This window comes from Ensifer sp. LC11, assembly GCF_001695835.1.
Classification (GTDB): domain Bacteria; phylum Pseudomonadota; class Alphaproteobacteria; order Rhizobiales; family Rhizobiaceae; genus Ensifer.
Genome location: NZ_MBSO01000012.1, coordinates 352,226 through 370,418, shown reverse-complemented (window position 1 = coordinate 370,418; position 18,193 = coordinate 352,226). Strand labels below are relative to the sequence as shown.

Below are 18,193 nucleotides of genomic sequence, written 5' to 3'. Positions count from 1 at the left end.
GCCTGAGGGCCCATGGCGACGCTGAGCGGCGTCGCCATCCGGTCGCCAATCTCACCCGAACCTGACGAGGTTGAGCGTCGGCAGCGGGCCGCCGGGGAACTGTGCGAGGCTCCCACCAACCGAGAGCGGACCAAGGTCGAGGCCGAAGAAACCGAGGCGGTCGATCAACCGGGCCACCTCCCCCTTCGCAGCAGCGTCGTCACCGGAGATGAACAGCACACGTCGACCGCCTTCGGCTTGTGGATCGCCGGAAACGAGATGCGCCTGCAGGTGGTTGAAGGCCTTGACGACGCGGGCGCCAGGCACAAGATCGGCAAAGATCTCGCTCGACAGGCGGCCGCCAAGCTCGGCCGGCTTGAACAGCGGCGCCTCGATCGGGTTGTTGGCATCGATGACGATGCGGCCGTTCCAGGCGGGCAAGCCCGCAAGCGCCGGCGGCAGCTTCGACCAGTTGACGGCGACGAGCACAATGTCGGCGCTCGCCGCCTCTTCACGCGTCCCGGCGGTGATGAAGGGGCCGAGCTCATCGGTCAGCGCTTTCAGGCTTTCCGGCCCGCGGCTGTTGGCGATGACAGCGGGAATGTTGGCTTTGGCAAGCGCCCGGGCGAAGGCTGCGCCGATGTTGCCGGAGCCGATGATACCGATAGACATGTTGGGTCTCCTTGTCGTTGCGCCGGCCCGCCTCTCGTTCGGCGAAAGCCATGACGCTGATTGGAACTGGACGTGTGCTGATCCGCCGACCGGCGGATCGTGGGCTCGGTTCGACTGCGCCCGGTCAGGCGGTAAAGCCGCCGTCGGCGACAATGTCGGCACCGGTGACGAAGGCGGCTTCCGGGCTGGCGAGATAGGCAACGACGCTCGCGATCTCCTCCGGCCTGCCATAGCGGCCGATCGCCATGCCGGGGCCGACGATCTTCGAGACCGGCCCGCCATCCGGGTTCATGTCGGTGTCGGTCGGGCCGGGATGAACCGTATTGACGGTGATGCCGCGCGGGCCGAGGTCGCGCACCAGGCTGCGGTTGAAGCCAGCGACGGCCCCCTTGGTCAGCGTGTAGAGCGAGGCCGTCGGGAAAGCCGCATAGCGCACCATGGAAGAGCCGATGTGAATGATGCGGCCGCCCGGCTTCATGCTGCGCACCGCCTCCTGCGTTGCGACGAAGACGCCGGTGACGTTGACGGCGATCATCCTGGCATAGTCGGCTTCGGTGATCTCATCGATCGGCCCCCCAAGCGCGATGCCGGCATTGTTGACGAGGATGTCGACGCTGCCGAAAAGCTTGACCGTCTCGGCAACGGCGGCACGCACGGCGGCAGCATCGCCGGCATCCGCCTTGATCGCCACCGCCCGGCCACCTGCGGTCTCGATTTCGGCAACGACCGCCGCCGCCTTGTCAGGCGAGCCGTGATAGGTGATGGCGACGGCAGCGCCGTCTTTTGCCAGGCGCTTGGCAACCGCGGCACCGATCGAGCGCGAGCCGCCGGTGACGAGGGCAGCCTTGCCGGCGAGGGATTTTGTGGTCTCAGACATGAACATTCACTCCAATGCGTTTCGATGGAGTGGATATTGCCATTTCATTCCGCTAGCATAAGTCCGCAATCGCTTTCATCATCTTCAACGATCACTTGAATATCGCCATGGAAACGCTCGCCAATCTCGAATCCTTCGTGCGCAGCGCCGAACATGCCGGCTTCTCCGGCGCAGCGCGCCGGCTGGGTCTGACGCCAGCGGCGGTCAGCCGCAACGTCGCAATGCTCGAGCGCAATCTCGGTGTCAGGCTGTTTCACCGCTCGACCCGCAAGCTGACGCTGACGGAGGAAGGCGAACGCTTCCTTGCGGCGATCCGGGACAATCTCGACGGGCTGCAAAGCGCGATCGCAGCCATCGCCGGCGACAAAGGCGCGCCGGCCGGCGTGCTCAAGGTCAGCCTCAGTCCGACCTTCGGCACCGCCCATATCCTGCCTCTGCTGCCGGCCTTTCTCAAAAAATTTCCGGCGATCCGCATCGACTGGCAGTTCGACAATCGCCAGGTGGACCTCGTCGCCGAAGGCTTCGATGCGGCGATCGGCGGCGGCTTCGAGCTTTCGCCGGGCATCGTCTCGCGAGTGCTGGCGCCCGCCCATATCATCGCCGTCGCCTCCCCCGCTTACATGGAAAGCCGGCCGATACCGCTCGATCCCGAGGGTCTTGCCGTACTCGACGGCATCGTCATGCGCTCGAGCCAGAGCGGGCGGATCCGTCACTGGACAATGCGCAACGCGGCGGGCGAAGAAATGGCGGCGACACCGAAGGAGACGATCGCCGTCAACGACCCTGCCGCCATGCGCGAGGCTGCAATCCTCGGCCTCGGCGTCACTCTCATCACGGTACCGGACGCGCTGCCGTACCTCGCTTCCGGCGCCCTGCGCCGCCTGGTGCCCAAGTGGTACGCCGATGCCGGGCCGATCTCTATCTACTATTCGAGCCGCACGCTGCTGCCGGCCAAGACCCGTGCCTTCGTCGACTTCGTCGCCGAGCATTTCCGCCGCGAACGCCTCGCCGAACGTTTCGCCGGCAGCCTAGGTTGACGCCGCTTGAAAACCTGCGGTTGCGCCCCACATCAACCCGGCTCAAAAAAATATTTGAGCCGGTGTCGGGATCGTCGACCGGCATTCGTCCTTTGTGCAATTCCAGGAGAAACGTAAAACGGCCTAGCCCGGAGTTGCGTAATTTCAGGGAGTTGGCTCATTCGATCGATGAAATGAGCTGATCTGTAAAACAGAAAATCCATTCCAAGGAGCATTTCATGCGCATGATTTTCGTAAACCTGCCGGTCAAGGATCTGAAGGCCTCGCGCGCGTTCTTCGCCGCACTGGGCTTCACCTTCAACGAGCAGTTCTCCGACGACACCGCCGCCTGCACGGTGATCTCGGACAACATTTTCGTCATGCTGTTGACGGAACCGAAGTTCCGCGACTTCATCACCGGCGAGATCAGCGACGCCAGGAAGGGCACGGAGGTCATCACCGCCCTTTCCGCGGGGAGCCGCGCCGAAGTCAACGACATGCTCGCCAAGGCGCTCGCCGCCGGCGCCAAGCCGTGGAAGCCGGCGCTCGACTACGGCTTCATGTACGGCATCTCCTTCCAGGACCTCGACGGCCACGTCTGGGAGTTCATGTGGATGGACCAGGAAGCCGCTCAACAGCAGGGCTGATCGCCGACGGCTACAGATAACAGGAGCCGCCCGGATTTCCGGGCGGCTCTTTTTCGCCCGGGCTCTGACTTTTTGAGAACACAACTCACGCAGACGCGAGCCTCCCCCGATGGGCCTCGGACACTCGCCTGAGCCTAGCCTACTCAGAACCCAACGCCTGCACCTCTTGACAGACGGTCATCACCCACATAAATGAGTGATTACTTAGGCAATGGTGAAATCGATGGCGCGTCCCCTCAGTGAAGAAAAGCGACAGGCGATACTTGAATCGGCGATCAACACGATGGCCGAGCTGGGGCTAGGCGCCCCCACCGCACGCATCGCCAAGGGCGCAGGCGTGGCCGAAGGCACGCTCTTTATCTACTTCCCAAACAAGGACGCCCTGCTCAACGAGCTCTACCTGGAACTGAAGCGTGAAATCGCGGAAGAAATGCTCGCCGGCTATCGGAGTGATGCCGACCACCGCACTCAGTGGCGTCATGTCTGGGATCGTTACATCGAGTGGGGCGCAAAGCACCCGGCACGCCGCAAGGCCATGCGCCAATTGGTGGTTTCCGACCGCGTCCTCGAGCAGAGCCGCGTAGCGGGTGCGCGCGCGTTCGAGGACATCCAGCAACTCTTCGACAAAAGCCTGTCCTCAGGCGCGTTACGGGAACAGCCGGCGGCTTTCCTCGCCGGCGTGATGGAGGCCATCGCCGAGGTGACGCTGGATTTCGTCGCACGGCAGCCCGAACGGATGGAGGAGTTCAAGCAGCTCGGCTTTCAGGCCTTTTGGACCGGCGTTGCGTAACGATAGTGGCTTGATCATAAAATGAGTGAGTACACGCTCTTTAAAAGAGGATAGATAGATGAACTGGACCAGAAACGACATCCCCTCACAGGAGGGACGCCTCATAGTCGTAACAGGGGCCACCGGCGGCCTCGGCTTTGAGACCGCGTCCGCCCTCGCCACGGCAGGCGCCGAGGTCGTGCTGACCGGCCGCAACGCCGGCAAGGGCGCGAACGCCCTTGCCCGGATCAAGGCCGAAACGCCGCAGGCGAACATCCGATACGCCGATCTTGATCTCGCCGACCTCAGCTCCGTCGAGCGGTTCGCTGGCTCTTTCTTGGCGCAGGAGCGTCCGCTGGACGTACTGATCAACAATGCCGGGGTGATGTTCCCGCCCACGCGACACGAGACGAAAGACAGGTTCGAACTCCAGTTCGGCACCAATTACCTCAGCCATTTCGCCCTGACAGCGCAACTGCTGCCGGCACTCCGCAGGGCAAACGCGCCGCGCGTGGTCAACCTGAGCAGCGGCGTTCACAAGATGCGGGCAGCGATCCATTTTGACGATCTGCAATGGAGAGACCACTACAGTCCCTTTGGGGCTTACGCCCAGTCGAAGCTGGCCATGCTGATGTTCACCTTTGAGCTCCAGCGGCGCAGCGACGCTGGCGGCTGGGGGATTTTGAGCGATGCCGCGCATCCCGGCTACGCGCGCACCGACCTTCAGAGCTCCGGACCACAGTTGGGGCGCAAAGGTCCTTCGCTTATGGAACGGCTCATGAACGTGCTGGAACCGCTGCTTTCGCAATCGGCCGCAGCCGGCGCCTTGCCGACGCTTCTTGCAGCAACGGCGGACCAGGCCGTTCCCGGCGGGTATTACGGGCCAACCGGGCTGTTTGAGCTCAAGGGCCCCGTCGGCGTCGCGAGCGTCGCAAAGGCTGCCCGTGACCAGTCGGTCGCCGCACGCCTCTGGAACGTGTCCGAAGAGCTTACCGGGGTAAAATTCACGCAGCCGAGCGATATGCGCCAGACCGAGGGTGCGCGCTGATGGCCGGCTCCGAATGCTCTGATCACCTCAGCTTCCTACGCTCGTGGGCGGCCGCGCCGCTCCGCGTCGCTGCAATCGCCCCATCGAGTCCAGCGCTCTCCCGTCTCATGACGAAAGATATCGTTCCGATGGATGGGCCCGTTCTCGAGTTGGGCCCGGGCACCGGCGTCTTCACCAGGGCGCTCCTCGATCGCGGGATCCCGGAAAGCGAGCTCACGCTGGTCGAGTTCGGCCCGGACTTCGCGCGTGTCCTGCAAAGCCGCTTTCCCAAGGCCACGGTGCTGTGCATGGATGCGGCGCAAATCGCCAACAATGCTTTGTTTTCAAAGCCATTCGGCGCCGTCGTCAGCGGCTTGCCGCTGCTCTCCCTACCGCCGCGCAAAGTCATGGCCATTCTGTCGGGCGCGTTCACCCGGCTGCGGCCCGAAGGAAGCTTCTATCAGTTCACCTATGGCCCACGCTGCCCGGTGCCAAGCTCCATGCTCGATCGGTTGGGGCTCGAGGCCGAGCGCACGGGCGGAACCATGCGCAATCTTCCCCCGGCGGCCGTCTACCGCATCGGCCGCAGGATGCCGCGCGACCTCCATGGCCACTGATCCAAAGCCGAGACGAAGCCGCTACCCGCCGATCAGCGCCAGCCATTCGTCCTCGTCCATGGTCTCAACGCCGAGTTCGCGGGCCTTGTCGAGCTTGGAGCCGGCGCCGGGGCCGGCAACGACGATATCGGTCTTCTTCGACACCGAGCCGGCCACCTTGGCGCCAAGGCTTTCTGCCTTGGCCTTGGCCTCGTCACGCGTCATCTTTTCGAGAGAACCGGTAAAGACGACGGTCTTGCCGGCAACCGGGCTGTCGCTTGCAACCGGCGCTTCCGCCGCTTCCGGCGTCACTTCGGAAAGCAGGCGGGTGACCACTTCGAGGTTGCGCGGCTCCTTGTAAAACTCGACGATGGCGCGGGCGACGACCTCGCCGATGCCGTCGATGCTGTTGAGCTCGTTCCAGGCGTCGCCCGAAAACATCGCCGCCTCACTCATCGCCGAACCAAAGTGCTCGTAGTTGCCGTAGGAACGCGCCAAGAGCTTCGCCGTCGTCTCGCCGACATGGCGGATACCGAGCGCGTAGATGAAGCGGTGAAGCGCGATCAAGCGGCGCGTGTTGATCGCCTCATAGAGCTTGCGCACGCTGACCCGGCCGAAGCCGTCGATGTTTTCGAGCTTGGTCAAGGAATCCGCCTGGCGCTTCTCCAGCGTGAAGATATCGGGCGCCGTGCGGATCGAAAGCGTCGGGTCCTCGCTTTCGAAGAAGAACTCAATCTGCTTGGAGCCGAGGCCCTCGATGTCATAGGCATTGCGCGAGACGAAGTGCTTCAGGTGCTCGACCGCCTGCGCGCGGCAGACGAAGCCGCCGGTGCAGCGGCGCACCGCATCGACCTTGCCGGTCTTCTCGTTGATGTCGCGCACCGCATGGCTGTCGCAGACCGGGCACGTGGTCGGGAAACGATAAGGTTCGCTCCCCTCCTTGCGTTCGTCCATCACCACGTCGACGATCTGGGGGATGACGTCGCCGGCGCGCTGGACGATCACCATGTCGCCGATGCGGATGTCGCGGCCCTCGCGGATCGCCTCACCCGAATTGCCGAGGCCCTTGATATAATCCTCGTTGTGCAGCGTCGCATTGGTGACGACAACGCCGCCGACCGTGATCGGCTCCAGCCGCGCCACCGGCGTCAGCGCGCCCGTGCGGCCCACCTGGATGTCGATGGCCGTCAGCCGGGTAAACGCCTGCTCGGCCGGGAACTTGTGCGCCGTCGCCCAGCGCGGCGAGCGCGAGCGGAAGCCGAGACGGGCCTGCAGGTCGAGCCGGTCAACCTTGTAGACGACGCCGTCGATATCGTAATCGAGGTCCGGCCGTTCGCGCTCGATGTGGTGGTAGTGCTCCAGCAGCGCATCGGCAGATGTCAGCCGCTGCATCAGCGGGTTGACCGGGAATCCCCAGGCCTTGAACACCTCGACCATGCCCAGCTGGGTATCGGCCGGCATCTGCGATATCTCGCCCCAGGCATAGGCGAAGAAGCGCAGCTTGCGGCCCGCCGTCACCTTGGCGTCGAGCTGGCGAAGCGACCCCGAAGCGGTGTTGCGCGGGTTGACATAGAGCGGCTTGCCCTGTGCCGCCATCTCGGCGTTGAGCGCGGCAAAGTCCGATTTCGCCATGTAGATTTCGCCGCGCACCTCGACGATATCGGGCGCACCGGCCGGCAGCGTCTGCGGGATCATGCCGATCGTGCGGATATTGGCGGTGACGTTTTCACCGGTCGTGCCGTCGCCGCGCGTTGCCGCCGTGACCAGCCGACGGTTCTCGTAGCGCAGCGACATCGACAGGCCGTCGATTTTCGGCTCGGCGGTAAACGCGATCGAATTGTCCGGCAACTGCCCGAGGAAACGGTAGACGGAGGCGACAAAATCGCGCGCGTCCTCGTCAGAAAAAGTGTTGTCGAGCGACAGCATCGGCCGGGCATGGACGACCGGCTGGAAGGTTACGGAGGGTGCTGCACCCACCTTCTTCGAAGGACTGTCCTCGCGCACGAGCGCCGGAAAGCGCACTTCGATCGCGTCGTTGCGCCGCTTGAGTGCGTCGTAGTCCGCGTCCGAGACCTCCGGCGCGTCCTGCCCGTGGTAAAGCGCATCGTGACGGGCGAGCTCGGCGGCGAGAAAGGCGAGCTCCGCTGCCGCTTCCGCTTCGGTGAGGTTCTCGACGGGTTTCAGTTCATTGGACATACGCGAAGACTCCGGATTCGGAGTCGTTTTGTAGAGCAACCAGTGGGAAAGAAAAGACCGTCCGGGCGAGTGGGATGCCGCTCACCCGGCATTGGCGACGCCCGGCTCGATGGCCGAAAGCGGCCTTAGGTCCAGTTCGCACCAGCGTTCGTAGCGCTTCTGGTAGCGGGCGCGGATGGCCTCCAGATCCGTTCTTCGCACACCACGCTTGCTGTAGATCCATTTGCCCTCCGCCTGCCCACGCGTGACGCGGCTCACCGGCAGCAGGCCAAACATCCGCAAAATCGCAGTTCCGCTCCTATCCCAGCCGATGCTGTAGATATCGATGCCATCGGCTGGGAACGTGTGGTGTTCGAGGATCGCCGAAACCGTCGCCCAGACGAGAATACCGTTCTGCCGGCGGCGCTCGACGCGCATGGAATCGAGCAGAAAACTGAGATTGAGGATGGTCGCAAGATAGACGACCTTCGCCTTTCGCGCCTGCGGATGGGCAAGCAGCGCGCCCGTCAGCAGATTGTCGAAGGTATAGTCGCCCTGCAGAAACAGTTTGAAGTGGTTTCTCTCGAAGGCATAGTAGTCAACGAAGCCGAGAATGTGCCCACCTGCATCCTGCAGGCAGATCAAGCGGTAAGGGTCGAAGAAGAACGCCCGCATGTCCTCCTCAGGATCGGTCGTGTCGCGCTGAAAGACACCCTGCGCCTTGCGGATAACCTCATAGGCGACCGCCTTTGACGGCGGCACGCGCACAAGATAGCGACGGTCGTCCTCCGTGCGAACCGGAAGCAATCCGAAAGGCAGCGGCTCGGCGTCGCTTGCCTCCGGCGGGTCGATATCGCGCGCGCCACGCAGCCTTGCGGTGAAATAAGCCGTGATCGCGGCGATGGCAACGGCCAAGAGAATCCCGAAGGTGCCAAGCTGCCGCTCCGCTTCCTTCATCGTCAGGAGAAGGCCGGTATAGGCGAATGCGGTAAGCAGGATCACTTCCGGATGCGCGCGCATCTGCGCGAGCCGGATCTCCAGACTGTGCTGAAGTTTCTCCCACATGCCCGAACTGCCCCCAACCCGCGCAAAGGAAATAGAACACGGGTGCAGCGGAGCAACAACTCAACCAAAAGGCTTAGGGAATCTAGAGCATCCCTCTCTCAAGTGGATCGCGTGAGGCGGAAAGATGCTCTCGAATCAAAGTTCGAGAGCGTCCTTGGTGCGTTCATATGAACGCACGTCGCTCTAGCCGGTCCCGGCGAGCAACCGCGCGGCGGCTGCCCTCGCCTCCTCGGTGATCGAGGCGCCGGCGAGCATGCGGGCGATTTCCTCGGTCCGCGCCTTGTCGTCCATGCGGGCGACGCGGGTAGAGATCATCTCCGTCTTCTCGGCCGATGGGCCCTTGGAGATCAAAAGATGCGTTGCGGCACGCGCGGCCACCTGCGGCGCGTGAGTGACGGAGAGCACCTGCACGGTGCTCGAAAGCCGCTTCAGCCGCTGGCCGATGGCATCGGCCACCGCACCGCCGACACCGGTGTCGATTTCGTCGAAGACAAGCGTCGGCGCCGAGCCGCGATCGGCCAGCGCCACCTTCAGCGCCAGGAGAAAGCGCGAGAGCTCACCGCCCGAGGCGACCTTCATGATCGGTCCCGGCCGCGTGCCGGGGTTGGTCTGTACATGGAACTCGACGAGGTCGATGCCATCGGCGGTCGCCTGCGCCGCATCGCTCTGCACTTCCACCATGAAGCGCGCGCGCTCAAGCTTCAGCGCCGGCAGTTCGGCCATGACGGCGGCCGAGAGGGCGGATGCCGTGTGGTGCCGCTTTTCCGAAAGCGAACGCGCCGCCACATCGAAGGCCGCCTTGGCGACGCCCACCTGGCCTTCAAGCTGCTTCAGCCTCTCCTCGCCGGCGTCGAGATCGGCGAGATCGGAGACCATCCTGACGGCAAGCGCCGGCAGTTCGGTGACCGGAACCGAATATTTACGGCTGGCGGCGCGCAGCGCAAAGAGCCGCTCTTCGACCCGCTCCAGTTCCTTCGGATCAAATTCGGTGTTGCGCAGTGCGCGCTCGACCGCCATCTGCGCATCGGAGAGCTGGTTGAGCGCACCATCGAGCAGCTCGACCGTTTCTTCGAGCAGGCCCGGCGCCTCCTGGCTCTTGCGCTCGAGGCGGCGCACCAGCGAAGCGATCAACGGAACCGGCGAGGCGTTGCCGTTCAGGAACTCGGAGGCTTCGTTGATGTCGCCGGCGATGCGCTCGGCCTTCATCATCCGCGCCCGGTTCTCGGCCAGCTCGTCCTCTTCGCCGTCGCGCGGGCTGAGCTTTTCCAGCTCCTCGACCGAGGAGCGCAGATAGTCGGCCTCGCGTGCGGCGGCTTCGACCCGCTCGCGATGCTTCTTCAGGCCACGCTCGGCATCTTTCCAGGCACGATAGAGATCGCTGACATGCTGGGCCGCCTCCGCCGTGCCGCCAAAGGCGTCAAGGAGTGTGCGGTGCGCATCGATATCGACGAGCGCACGGTCGTCATGCTGGCCGTGAATCTCGACGAGCGTCTGCCCGAGCTGGCGCATCAGCTGGACGCTGATCGGCTGATCGTTGACATAGGCCTTGGTCCGGCCGTCGGCAGACTGAACGCGTCGGAAGATCAGGTCGCCGTCATCGTCGATGCCGTTTTCGTGGAGCAACTGCCGCGCCGAATGGCCGACGGGAACGTCGAAGACCGCCGTCACCTGACCCTTGTCGGATCCATGGCGCACCAGCGAGCCGTCGCCGCGCCCGCCAAGGGCAAGCGACAGACTGTCGAGCAGGATGGACTTGCCGGCGCCGGTCTCACCGGTCAGCACCGAGAGCCCGGCCTCGAAAGCCAGATCAAGCCGTTCAATCAGGACGATATCGCGGATCGAGAGCTGGGCAAGCATCCGGGTTGGTATCTTCCTTGAAGGGCGCCGATGAGGATCAAGCGCCGACGAGTTTCTTGGCGGCGCGCGAAATCCAGGAGTTGCCGCTTTCACGCGGCTCGAGGCCACTCGACTGCAGCAGCTTGAAGGAGTCTGCGTACCACTGGCTGTCCGGGTAGTTGTGACCGAGAACGGCCGCAGCGGTCTGCGCCTCTGCGGTCACGCCCATGGCGAAATAGGCTTCGGTCAGGCGCGCAAGCGCCTCTTCCACCTGATTGGTGTTCGGATATTGCTCGATCACGACACGGAAGCGCGACACGGCAGCAAGATATTCCTTGCGCTCGAGATAGTAGCGGCCGACCTGCATTTCCTTGCCGGCGAGCTGGTCGCGGGCAAAGCGGATCTTCGACTTGGCATCGTCGACATATTCGGATTCCGGATACCGGTCGACGACCGCCTGCATGGCCTCGATTGCCTTGAATGCCGGCTTCTGGTCCTGCGTCACCGAGGGGATCTGCTTGGTGTAGGCAAGCCCCTGGATGTATTGCGCATAGGCCGCGTCTTCCGACTGCGGATAGAGATTGAGATAGCGACCGGTGGCGTTGATCGCCTCCTGGTACTGGCCGTTGCGGTAGGAAACGAAGGCGTTCATGACAAGCGCCTTGCGCGCATATTCCGAGAACGGATGCTGGCGGTCGAGCGCTTCGAATTTGCGCGCCGCCTCCGTCGTCTTGCCCGCATTGAGGTTGGCGAGACCTTGATTGTAGAGCACTTCCGGCGGATCGGTTTCCGCCGTCAGCTTGGTGATGTCGATATCTGGATCGTTCTGGCAGGCGGTAATCAGGGCGCTGCCGGCGACGGCCGCAAAAATGACGGCGGCGACGCGCGCTGATTTTCTCAGATCAACAGAAACTGCAAGAACCATCGGATATTCCCGTTCCACTCTGCGGGCATGGACCCCGCCAGACATGCGCTTTTAGAGCAAGTTACCTTGAGACCGCAACGTCATGATCGGTGATTCATGCAAATTTGTGGCAGGCCCATCATGAAAATGCCGGCCTTTCGGCCGGCGACTGGAGGAGATGATGACTTTTCTTGTTATGCGGACCAGGGCGCGAAGCCCGGAGCTGCCACTGCAACCATATCGCGCGCGCGGGTACGCTGGCGCGGAACAGCCGTCTCGACGACCTCGTAGGCGGTCGGATCACTGAGCAGCGCCTTCAGCGCGTTGGCGTTCATCTTGTGGCCGCCGCGATAGGAACGATAGCAACCGATGAACGGGGCACCGGCAAGCGAGAGGTCGCCGACCGCATCCAGCGTCTTGTGGCGCACGAACTCGTCGGTGTAGCGCAGGCCCTCGACATTGATCACGGCGTTGTCGTCGGAGATGACGACCGAGTTTTCGAGCGACGAGCCCAGCGCGAAACCGGCAGCCCACAGCCGCTCGACATCGCGCATGAAGCCGAAGGTGCGGGCGCGCGACAGGTCGTTCTTGAAGACCGACGGGGTCATGTCGCCCTTCCAGGACTGGCGACCGATCAGCGGGCAATCGAAGTCGATCTCGACCTCGAAGCGCATGCCGTCATAGGGCGTGAACTCAGACCAGGAGGCGCCCGATTCGATGCGAACCGGCTTGACGATACGGATGTAACGACGCTTGACCGCCAGCGCGCGAACGCCCACCTGCTCGATCGCATCGATGAAGGGTTCGGAGCTGCCGTCCATGATCGGCATTTCCGCGCCGTGAACCTCGATCATCAGGTTGTCGAGGCCAAGCGCGTAGATGGCGGCCATCACATGCTCGATCGTGGCGATCGAGGTGGCCGGCGACATGCCGAGAACGGTGCAGAGATCGGTGTTGCCAACCTGCGAGGAAACCGCCTTGAACTCGCTGACCCGGCCGTTGGCCAGAACACGCTGGAAGACGATGCCCGCATCGGCTTCGGCCGGATGGAAGGTGATCGACACTTCCGCGCCGGAATGAACGCCAATTCCCTTGAGTGTTACCGGGCTTGCAATCGTCGTCTGAAACCCGAGCAATTCGATTCCCATTCTCGTCACTTTCAATACCTGTGGCCGGAGGCCAAAACCTGCTGGCGGACGCCGCAATATCTAGGGCACAAGCAAGGCACCCGAGAGTTTCGGCACAAAGACCGATCCTCTGCGTTTCGAACAGACAGCGTTTGATCGAATCGCATGCGTCCCCAATTCCGACCTTGAAAATAGGAGTTTGGAGGCACCATTCCAAATCACTGTTCGTTTCGCTTTGTTACGCATTTGCGACGGTCGGCTACAATGGATCAAGTATCTGAAACAGCGAAGGAAATGCAAAAATGCCCGGGCAGTTGCCCGGGCATTCGGCAAGGTGAAGGAACGGGCCTTCCAATCAGTTCGACTGACGGCGCAGGAACGCCGGGATTTCGAGCTGATCATCTTCTTGCGGGCGCGCCTGCGGCGAAGCGCGACCGTGATCGTCAAGCTGGCCGCGACGCGGCGCATAGAGGCTCGCTTCCGGCGAAAGCGGCCGGCGTTGCTGGGAAGCAGCGCTCGGAGCAGAAGCCGTCATGTCGGCTGCCGCAGGGGTCTGTTCGCGTTCGCGCAGGCCGAGCGAGCTGGTGATGCGGTTGAGGAGACCCATCGGGCCACGCTCTTCCGCGATCGGCGCTGCCGGCTGTGCACGGCGGTCCATCTCGGCCTTTACAACCGGCGGAAAGTCTTCGACCTTCGGCATGCGAACCTGTTCCGGCTGCTGGCGCATGACCGGAGCGACCGGCTCCTGGCGCATCACCGGCTGCGGCTGGGCCTGAACCGGCTGCATCTGCGGCTGCGGCTGGCGCATGACCGGAGCGGCTTCTACCGGAGCTGCACCGGCGAAAAGTTTGCTCTGGGGACGGAAGTTCTCGTCATGCGCCGGCTGAACCGGAGCCTGCGCCTGTACCTGGGCGGCGCGGGTCGCGATGTCCAGTTCCCGCTCCATCTCGGCTTCGCGGATGGCAGCTGCGATGTGATCGGCAGTTGCCTGCGGCTGGACATGCTGCTGAACCGGCTGGGCCACCGGCTGCTGCATGACCGGCTGGTGAACCGGTGCAGGCTGGTGCTGGGCGACCGGCTGCTGGGCGGGAATGGCCGCCGACGGACGCACGACCGGCTTTGCTGCTACCGGACGAAAGTCGGCGGAACGACCCGCCACCTCCGCAGCCGTACGGTCGATGCCGGTGGCGACGACCGAGACGCGGATCAGGCCTTCGAGTTCTTCGTCGAAGGTCGCACCGAGGATGATGTTGGCATCCGGGTCGACTTCTTCGCGAATGCGGGTTGCAGCTTCGTCGAGTTCGAACAGCGTGAGGTCACGGCCACCGGTGATCGAGATCAAGAGGCCCTGGGCGCCCTTCATCGAGGTTTCGTCGAGCAGCGGGTTGGCAATCGCGGCTTCAGCGGCAGCCAGTGCGCGGCCTTCGCCCGAAGCTTCGCCGGTGCCCATCATTGCGCGGCCCATTTCACGCATCACCGAGCGGACGTCGGCGAAGTCGAGGTTGATGAGGCCTTCCTTGACCATGAGGTCGGTGATGCAGGCAACGCCCGAATAGAGAACCTGGTCGGCCATCGCAAACGCGTCCGCAAAGGTCGTGCGGTCGTTGGCGATGCGGAAGAGGTTCTGGTTGGGGATGACGATCAGGGTGTCGACCGACTTCTGCAGTTCGGCAATGCCCTGGTCGGCCAGCCGCATGCGGCGCGCGCCTTCGAAATGGAACGGCTTGGTGACGACGCCGACCGTCAGGATGCCCTTGTTGCGGGCGGCCTGGGCGACGATCGGGGCAGCACCGGTACCGGTGCCGCCGCCCATGCCGGCGGTGACGAAGCACATGTGGGTGCCGTTCAGGTGGTCGATGATCTCGTCGATGCACTCTTCGGCGGCCGCGCGGCCGACTTCCGGCTGCGAACCGGCGCCGAGACCTTCGGTAACGGCGACACCCATCTGGATGATACGCTCGGCCTTGGTCATGGTCAGTGCCTGGGCGTCTGTGTTGGCGACGACGAAATCGACGCCCTGGAGGCCTGCGGTGATCATGTTGTTGACGGCGTTGCCGCCACCGCCACCCACACCAAAGACGGTGATGCGGGGCTTCAGCTCCGTGATATCCGGCTTCTGCAAGTTGATAGTCATTGTACCCGTTCCTTCTGTTTTCTGGCCGCCTTGCCGAGCCGGCCAAATCTTTCAAAGTCTTAGTTTGCCTTCATCCGACGCCGTCCCTGTCGGCGCCGAACGCTACTCAGAAACTCTCTTTCAGCCACTGGCCCATGCGGGCGATGCGGCCGTTGCCGGCGCCGAGCGCCGAGAACATGCCGCCGTGGGAGGCATGGGTCTCGAGGTCGGCGACCTGCGGATAGATCATCAGGCCGACCGCCGTGGAGAAGGCCGGACCCTTGGCAGCCGCCGGCAGCCCGGAAACCCCGAGCGGACGGCCGATGCGAACATTGCGGGCGAGGATGCGACGGGCCGCTTCCGGCAGGCCGGTCAGCTGGCTGGCGCCGCCCGTCAGCACGATGCGCTTGCCGACGATCGGGCTGAAGCCCGAGCGCTGGATGCGATCGCGAATGAGTTCGAGCGTCTCCTCGATGCGGGCGCGCACGATGCGCGAGACCAGCGCACGCGGCACATGGGTCGGCTGATCGCGGTCGTCCTCGCCGATCGGCGGAACCGAAACGATGTCGCGCTCGTCGGCGCTGTTGGGCAGCGCCGAGCCGTGCACGACCTTCAGCCGCTCGGCATCCTCGATGCGGGTCGAAAGACCGCGCGCGAGATCCGTCGTCACGTGATGGCCGCCAAGGCTGACCGCATCCGCATGGACGAGCTTGCCTTCGGCGAAGACCGAAATCGTCGTCGTGCCGCCGCCCATGTCGATTGCGGCGCAGCCGAGCTCGACCTCGTCGTCGACGAGAGCGGCAAGGCCGCTGGCATAGGGTGTCGCGACCATGCCCTCGACCGAGAGATGCGCACGATTGACGCAGAGTTCCAGGTTCTTGAGCGCCGCCCGTTCCGCCGTCAGCACATGCATGTCGACGCCGAGAACGTCGCCGAACATGGCGAGCGGATCGCGGATGCCGCGCTCGCCGTCGAGCGAGAAACCGGTTGGCAGCGAGTGCAGGATGGCGCGGTCGGAGCGCAGCGACTGCTGGCCGGCAGCAGACAGAACTTTCCTGAGATCGTTGGCGTCGACTTCCTGTCCGCCGAGATCGATCGTCGCGGTGTAGACGTCGCTCTGCAGGCGGCCGGCCGAAACGTTGACGATCAGGCTGTCGATGGTAAGCCCGGCCATACGCTCGGCGGCGTCGACCGCCAGCCGCACGACGCTCTCGACCGCATCAAGATCGGCGACGACGCCGTTCTTGACGCCGCGTGACTTCTGATGGCCGATGCCGATGATCTCGACACTATGGGTGCGGTTGGGCAGGATCTGGCTCTCGGCGCGCGGCGTCAGCCGGCCGATCATGCAGACCACCTTGGTCGAACCGATATCCAGCACCGAGACGACATGAGACCGCTTTGAAGGAAGCGGCTTCAGGCGTGGCAGGCCAAAGCTGGAGGAACCGAACAAACTCATATACGCCCCTCTTTCTTCTTCTCGGTCTCCTGCGCCTTCAGCATCTTGTCCCTCGCCTTCAAGGCAACTTCGCGCCGGGTGACTGCATCCGGCGTCAACTGAACTGTGGTTCTGTCTTCGAGCCTCAGATCTACGGCGGCGATGTCGCGCTCGAGGAGCTGGTGCTGGCTTTCCATGTCGAAGAGCACCCGCATCGCCCGGGCGACGTCGTGCTCCGGCAACTTGACGACGATGCCGTTGTCGAGGCGCAGGTCCCAGCGGCGGCCGGCCACGCGAACGAAGGCCTTCACCCGCGAGCGGATCTCCGGCCAGCGGGAAAACTCGTCGTAAAAATCGGCGGCTGCCGTCTCGGCGTCGCGGCCGACGAAGAGCGGGAGGCTTGCAAACTTGTTGTCGCGCAGCGGCGCGATCACACTGCCGCTACGCTCGATCAGCGAAAGGTCGGAGCCGTGCTGCCAGATGCCGAACGCCTGACGCTCGGTGAGGCTGACCTCGATCGTGCCGGGATAGACCTTGCGCACGGTCACACCCTGAACCCAGGGCATTTCCGCAATCAGCCGGCGCGCCTCGGCGATATCGAGCGCCACCAGCGACGTCGTTCCGTCAAGGCCAAGCTGCTGCAGAATGTCGATCTCGGAGGTCTGGTCGTTGCCGGAAACCTTGACATCCTCGATCGCAAAGCCTGCGGCCGTGGTCGAGGCCTGCGCGAAATTCTGCGAATGGCCGCCGAGCGACATGCCGTAAAAGCCGGTTGCGGCAAAAAAGGCGAGTGCGGAAATCGTGCCGGTATGGGCGGGAAAGCGGATACGGCCGGCACCAAGGCTGACAAAGAAGCGAACGACGCGACGGAGCGGCCGCGGAAGCACGCGCGCGCCGTCCGCATCGACGGCGACGGCGACGGCGCCATCGAGCTGACGAACTCTCCTGCCCCTTTTGCCTCTCAACGCAAACACGATGCGTCCTCCACCATCCAACTCAAAAACTCACCGAAGCTATAGCCGGCATGCGCGGCCATCTCGGGCACCAGGGAGGTTGGCGTCATGCCGGGCTGGGTGTTGATTTCCAGCCAGATCAGCTCACCCCCATCGGAGGAACTGTCATCGAAACGAAAGTCGGATCGGCTGACGCCCCGGCAACCGATTGCCTGATGCGCCTTCAGAGCGAGTGTTTGTATTTTTTGGTAAATATTTGGTGAAATCTGTGCCGGAATGACGTGACGCGAGCCGCCTTTTACGTATTTGGAATCATAATCGTAGAAAGCATGACCCTGCGGAATGATTTCCGTGACGCCCAGCGCCTTGTCACCCATGACGCCACAGGTCAGTTCGCGGCCGGCGACGTAACGCTCCACCATGATTCGGTCGCCGTAGCGCCATTCGCTCGACGTCACCACCTGCGGCGGATGCGACTGGTCCTCCTTGACGATGACGACACCGAAGCTCGACCCTTCGCTGACCGGCTTGACGACGTAAGGCGGCTTCATCGGATGATTGGGGCCAAAGGACTGGCGATCCATCACCAGCGCATCAGCAACCGGAATTCCGGAAGCCGCCGCAACATGCTTGGCCTGCGCCTTGTCCATGGCAAGCGCCGAGGCAAGCACGCCGGAATGGGTGTAGGGAATTTCCAGATATTCGAGAATACCCTGGATCGTGCCGTCCTCGCCGAACGGCCCATGAAGGGCATTGAAGGCGGCGTCCGGACGCAAGGCAGCGAGCACTTCGGCAACGTTGCGATCGACATCGATTCGCGTGACGCGATAGCCGGCAGTCTCAAGGGCATCCGCGCAGGCAGCCCCGGACGACAGGCTAACCGGTCGCTCCGAAGAAAATCCGCCCATCAGGACAGCCACATGCTTGCCGCTCATTCAAACCCCCAAACAATACGCCACTTTCGCAAGGTTTCCTTGCGTCTGGCTGATTCCGGCTCTC

The 18,193-nt window shown here is 63.5% G+C and carries 16 protein-coding genes; 5 read left to right on the top strand and 11 right to left on the bottom strand.

The annotated features are described in order from the left end of the window. Positions 1 to 51: 51 nt before the first annotated feature. Entirely contained in the window at positions 52 to 882 is an 831-nt protein-coding gene (locus BBX50_RS10425; RefSeq protein ID WP_083213617.1) for an NAD(P)-binding domain-containing protein, read from the bottom strand. Further along, a complete protein-coding gene (locus tag BBX50_RS10420; protein ID WP_065775445.1) occupies positions 776 to 1,528 on the bottom strand; it encodes an SDR family oxidoreductase in 753 nt (250 codons plus the stop codon). Before BBX50_RS10420 ends, BBX50_RS10425 begins: the two co-directional genes overlap by 107 nt. A 107-nt stretch (positions 1,529 to 1,635) precedes the next feature. Between BBX50_RS10420 and BBX50_RS10415 the strand changes: the two genes are divergently transcribed. The 5 genes from BBX50_RS10415 to BBX50_RS10395 all read left to right on the top strand — a co-directional run bounded on the left by BBX50_RS10415 (position 1,636) and on the right by BBX50_RS10395 (position 5,604). Beyond that, positions 1,636 to 2,565, top strand: a complete 930-nt coding sequence (locus tag BBX50_RS10415) for a LysR family transcriptional regulator (RefSeq protein WP_065775225.1) — start codon at positions 1,636 to 1,638, stop codon at positions 2,563 to 2,565. A gap of 218 nt (positions 2,566 to 2,783) precedes the next feature. Next, positions 2,784 to 3,191: a VOC family protein gene (locus BBX50_RS10410; RefSeq protein ID WP_065775224.1), complete on the top strand. Its 408-nt coding sequence runs from the start codon at positions 2,784 to 2,786 to the stop codon at positions 3,189 to 3,191. A gap of 223 nt (positions 3,192 to 3,414) precedes the next feature. Beyond that, positions 3,415 to 3,981 (top strand): TetR/AcrR family transcriptional regulator, encoded by a 567-nt coding sequence (locus tag BBX50_RS10405; protein WP_065775444.1) that lies wholly within the window; start codon positions 3,415 to 3,417, stop codon positions 3,979 to 3,981. Between the two features lie 58 nt (positions 3,982 to 4,039). After that, complete coding sequence (locus tag BBX50_RS10400; RefSeq protein WP_065775223.1) at positions 4,040 to 5,008, top strand: oxidoreductase; 969 nt, start codon at positions 4,040 to 4,042, stop codon at positions 5,006 to 5,008. After that, the gene (locus BBX50_RS10395; RefSeq protein ID WP_083213616.1) at positions 5,005 to 5,604 is read left to right on the top strand and encodes a methyltransferase domain-containing protein; all 600 of its coding nucleotides are present in this window, start codon (positions 5,005 to 5,007) and stop codon (positions 5,602 to 5,604) included. The genes BBX50_RS10400 and BBX50_RS10395 overlap by 4 nt, the downstream gene beginning before the upstream one ends. 21 nt (positions 5,605 to 5,625) lie before the next feature. Here the strand turns inward: BBX50_RS10395 and ligA are convergent, their stop codons facing one another. From ligA to BBX50_RS10350, 9 genes are all read right to left on the bottom strand, one after another. Then, on the bottom strand, positions 5,626 to 7,779 hold the full coding sequence (gene ligA, locus BBX50_RS10390; RefSeq protein ID WP_065775221.1) for an NAD-dependent DNA ligase LigA: 2,154 nt from the start codon (positions 7,777 to 7,779) through the stop codon (positions 5,626 to 5,628). A gap of 81 nt (positions 7,780 to 7,860) precedes the next feature. Then, on the bottom strand, positions 7,861 to 8,823 hold the full coding sequence (locus tag BBX50_RS10385) for a hypothetical protein (protein WP_065775220.1): 963 nt from the start codon (positions 8,821 to 8,823) through the stop codon (positions 7,861 to 7,863). 183 nt (positions 8,824 to 9,006) lie between these two features. Continuing rightward, entirely contained in the window at positions 9,007 to 10,680 is a 1,674-nt protein-coding gene (recN, locus tag BBX50_RS10380) for a DNA repair protein RecN (protein WP_065775219.1), read from the bottom strand. A gap of 37 nt (positions 10,681 to 10,717) precedes the next feature. Continuing rightward, a complete protein-coding gene (locus BBX50_RS10375) occupies positions 10,718 to 11,584 on the bottom strand; it encodes an outer membrane protein assembly factor BamD (protein WP_065775218.1) in 867 nt (288 codons plus the stop codon). A 173-nt stretch (positions 11,585 to 11,757) separates the two neighbouring features. Next, on the bottom strand, positions 11,758 to 12,711 hold the full coding sequence (gene lpxC, locus BBX50_RS10370) for a UDP-3-O-acyl-N-acetylglucosamine deacetylase (RefSeq protein WP_065775217.1): 954 nt from the start codon (positions 12,709 to 12,711) through the stop codon (positions 11,758 to 11,760). A gap of 334 nt (positions 12,712 to 13,045) precedes the next feature. Further along, the gene (ftsZ, locus tag BBX50_RS10365) at positions 13,046 to 14,824 is read right to left on the bottom strand and encodes a cell division protein FtsZ (protein ID WP_065775216.1); all 1,779 of its coding nucleotides are present in this window, start codon (positions 14,822 to 14,824) and stop codon (positions 13,046 to 13,048) included. 106 nt (positions 14,825 to 14,930) lie between these two features. Next, the gene (ftsA, locus tag BBX50_RS10360) at positions 14,931 to 16,262 is read right to left on the bottom strand and encodes a cell division protein FtsA (RefSeq protein WP_065775215.1); all 1,332 of its coding nucleotides are present in this window, start codon (positions 16,260 to 16,262) and stop codon (positions 14,931 to 14,933) included. Then, complete coding sequence (ftsQ, locus tag BBX50_RS10355; protein ID WP_274534002.1) at positions 16,259 to 17,206, bottom strand: cell division protein FtsQ; 948 nt, start codon at positions 17,204 to 17,206, stop codon at positions 16,259 to 16,261. The genes ftsA and ftsQ overlap by 4 nt, the downstream gene beginning before the upstream one ends. Further along, on the bottom strand, positions 17,203 to 18,129 hold the full coding sequence (locus BBX50_RS10350; protein ID WP_065775213.1) for a D-alanine--D-alanine ligase: 927 nt from the start codon (positions 18,127 to 18,129) through the stop codon (positions 17,203 to 17,205). The genes ftsQ and BBX50_RS10350 overlap by 4 nt, the downstream gene beginning before the upstream one ends. Positions 18,130 to 18,193: the final 64 nt, after the last annotated feature.

Bases quoted from the DNA above. Each gene is read 5' to 3' on its own strand.
- BBX50_RS10410 (WP_065775224.1), top strand. From the start codon at position 2,784: ATGCGCATGATTTTCGTAAACCTGCCGGTCAAGGATCTGAAGGCCTCG.
- ligA (WP_065775221.1), bottom strand. From the start codon at position 7,779: ATGTCCAATGAACTGAAACCCGTCGAGAACCTCACCGAAGCGGAAGCG.
- lpxC (WP_065775217.1), bottom strand. From the start codon at position 12,711: ATGGGAATCGAATTGCTCGGGTTTCAGACGACGATTGCAAGCCCGGTA.
- recN (WP_065775219.1), bottom strand. From the start codon at position 10,680: ATGCTTGCCCAGCTCTCGATCCGCGATATCGTCCTGATTGAACGGCTT.
- BBX50_RS10415 (WP_065775225.1), top strand. From the start codon at position 1,636: ATGGAAACGCTCGCCAATCTCGAATCCTTCGTGCGCAGCGCCGAACAT.
- BBX50_RS10375 (WP_065775218.1), bottom strand. From the start codon at position 11,584: ATGGTTCTTGCAGTTTCTGTTGATCTGAGAAAATCAGCGCGCGTCGCC.
- ftsA (WP_065775215.1), bottom strand. From the start codon at position 16,262: ATGAGTTTGTTCGGTTCCTCCAGCTTTGGCCTGCCACGCCTGAAGCCG.
- BBX50_RS10385 (WP_065775220.1), bottom strand. From the start codon at position 8,823: ATGTGGGAGAAACTTCAGCACAGTCTGGAGATCCGGCTCGCGCAGATG.
- BBX50_RS10420 (WP_065775445.1), bottom strand. From the start codon at position 1,528: ATGTCTGAGACCACAAAATCCCTCGCCGGCAAGGCTGCCCTCGTCACC.
- BBX50_RS10350 (WP_065775213.1), bottom strand. From the start codon at position 18,129: ATGAGCGGCAAGCATGTGGCTGTCCTGATGGGCGGATTTTCTTCGGAG.
- BBX50_RS10405 (WP_065775444.1), top strand. From the start codon at position 3,415: ATGGCGCGTCCCCTCAGTGAAGAAAAGCGACAGGCGATACTTGAATCG.
- BBX50_RS10400 (WP_065775223.1), top strand. From the start codon at position 4,040: ATGAACTGGACCAGAAACGACATCCCCTCACAGGAGGGACGCCTCATA.
- ftsZ (WP_065775216.1), bottom strand. From the start codon at position 14,824: ATGACTATCAACTTGCAGAAGCCGGATATCACGGAGCTGAAGCCCCGC.
- BBX50_RS10425 (WP_083213617.1), bottom strand. From the start codon at position 882: ATGGCAGGCCGGAGGAGATCGCGAGCGTCGTTGCCTATCTCGCCAGCC.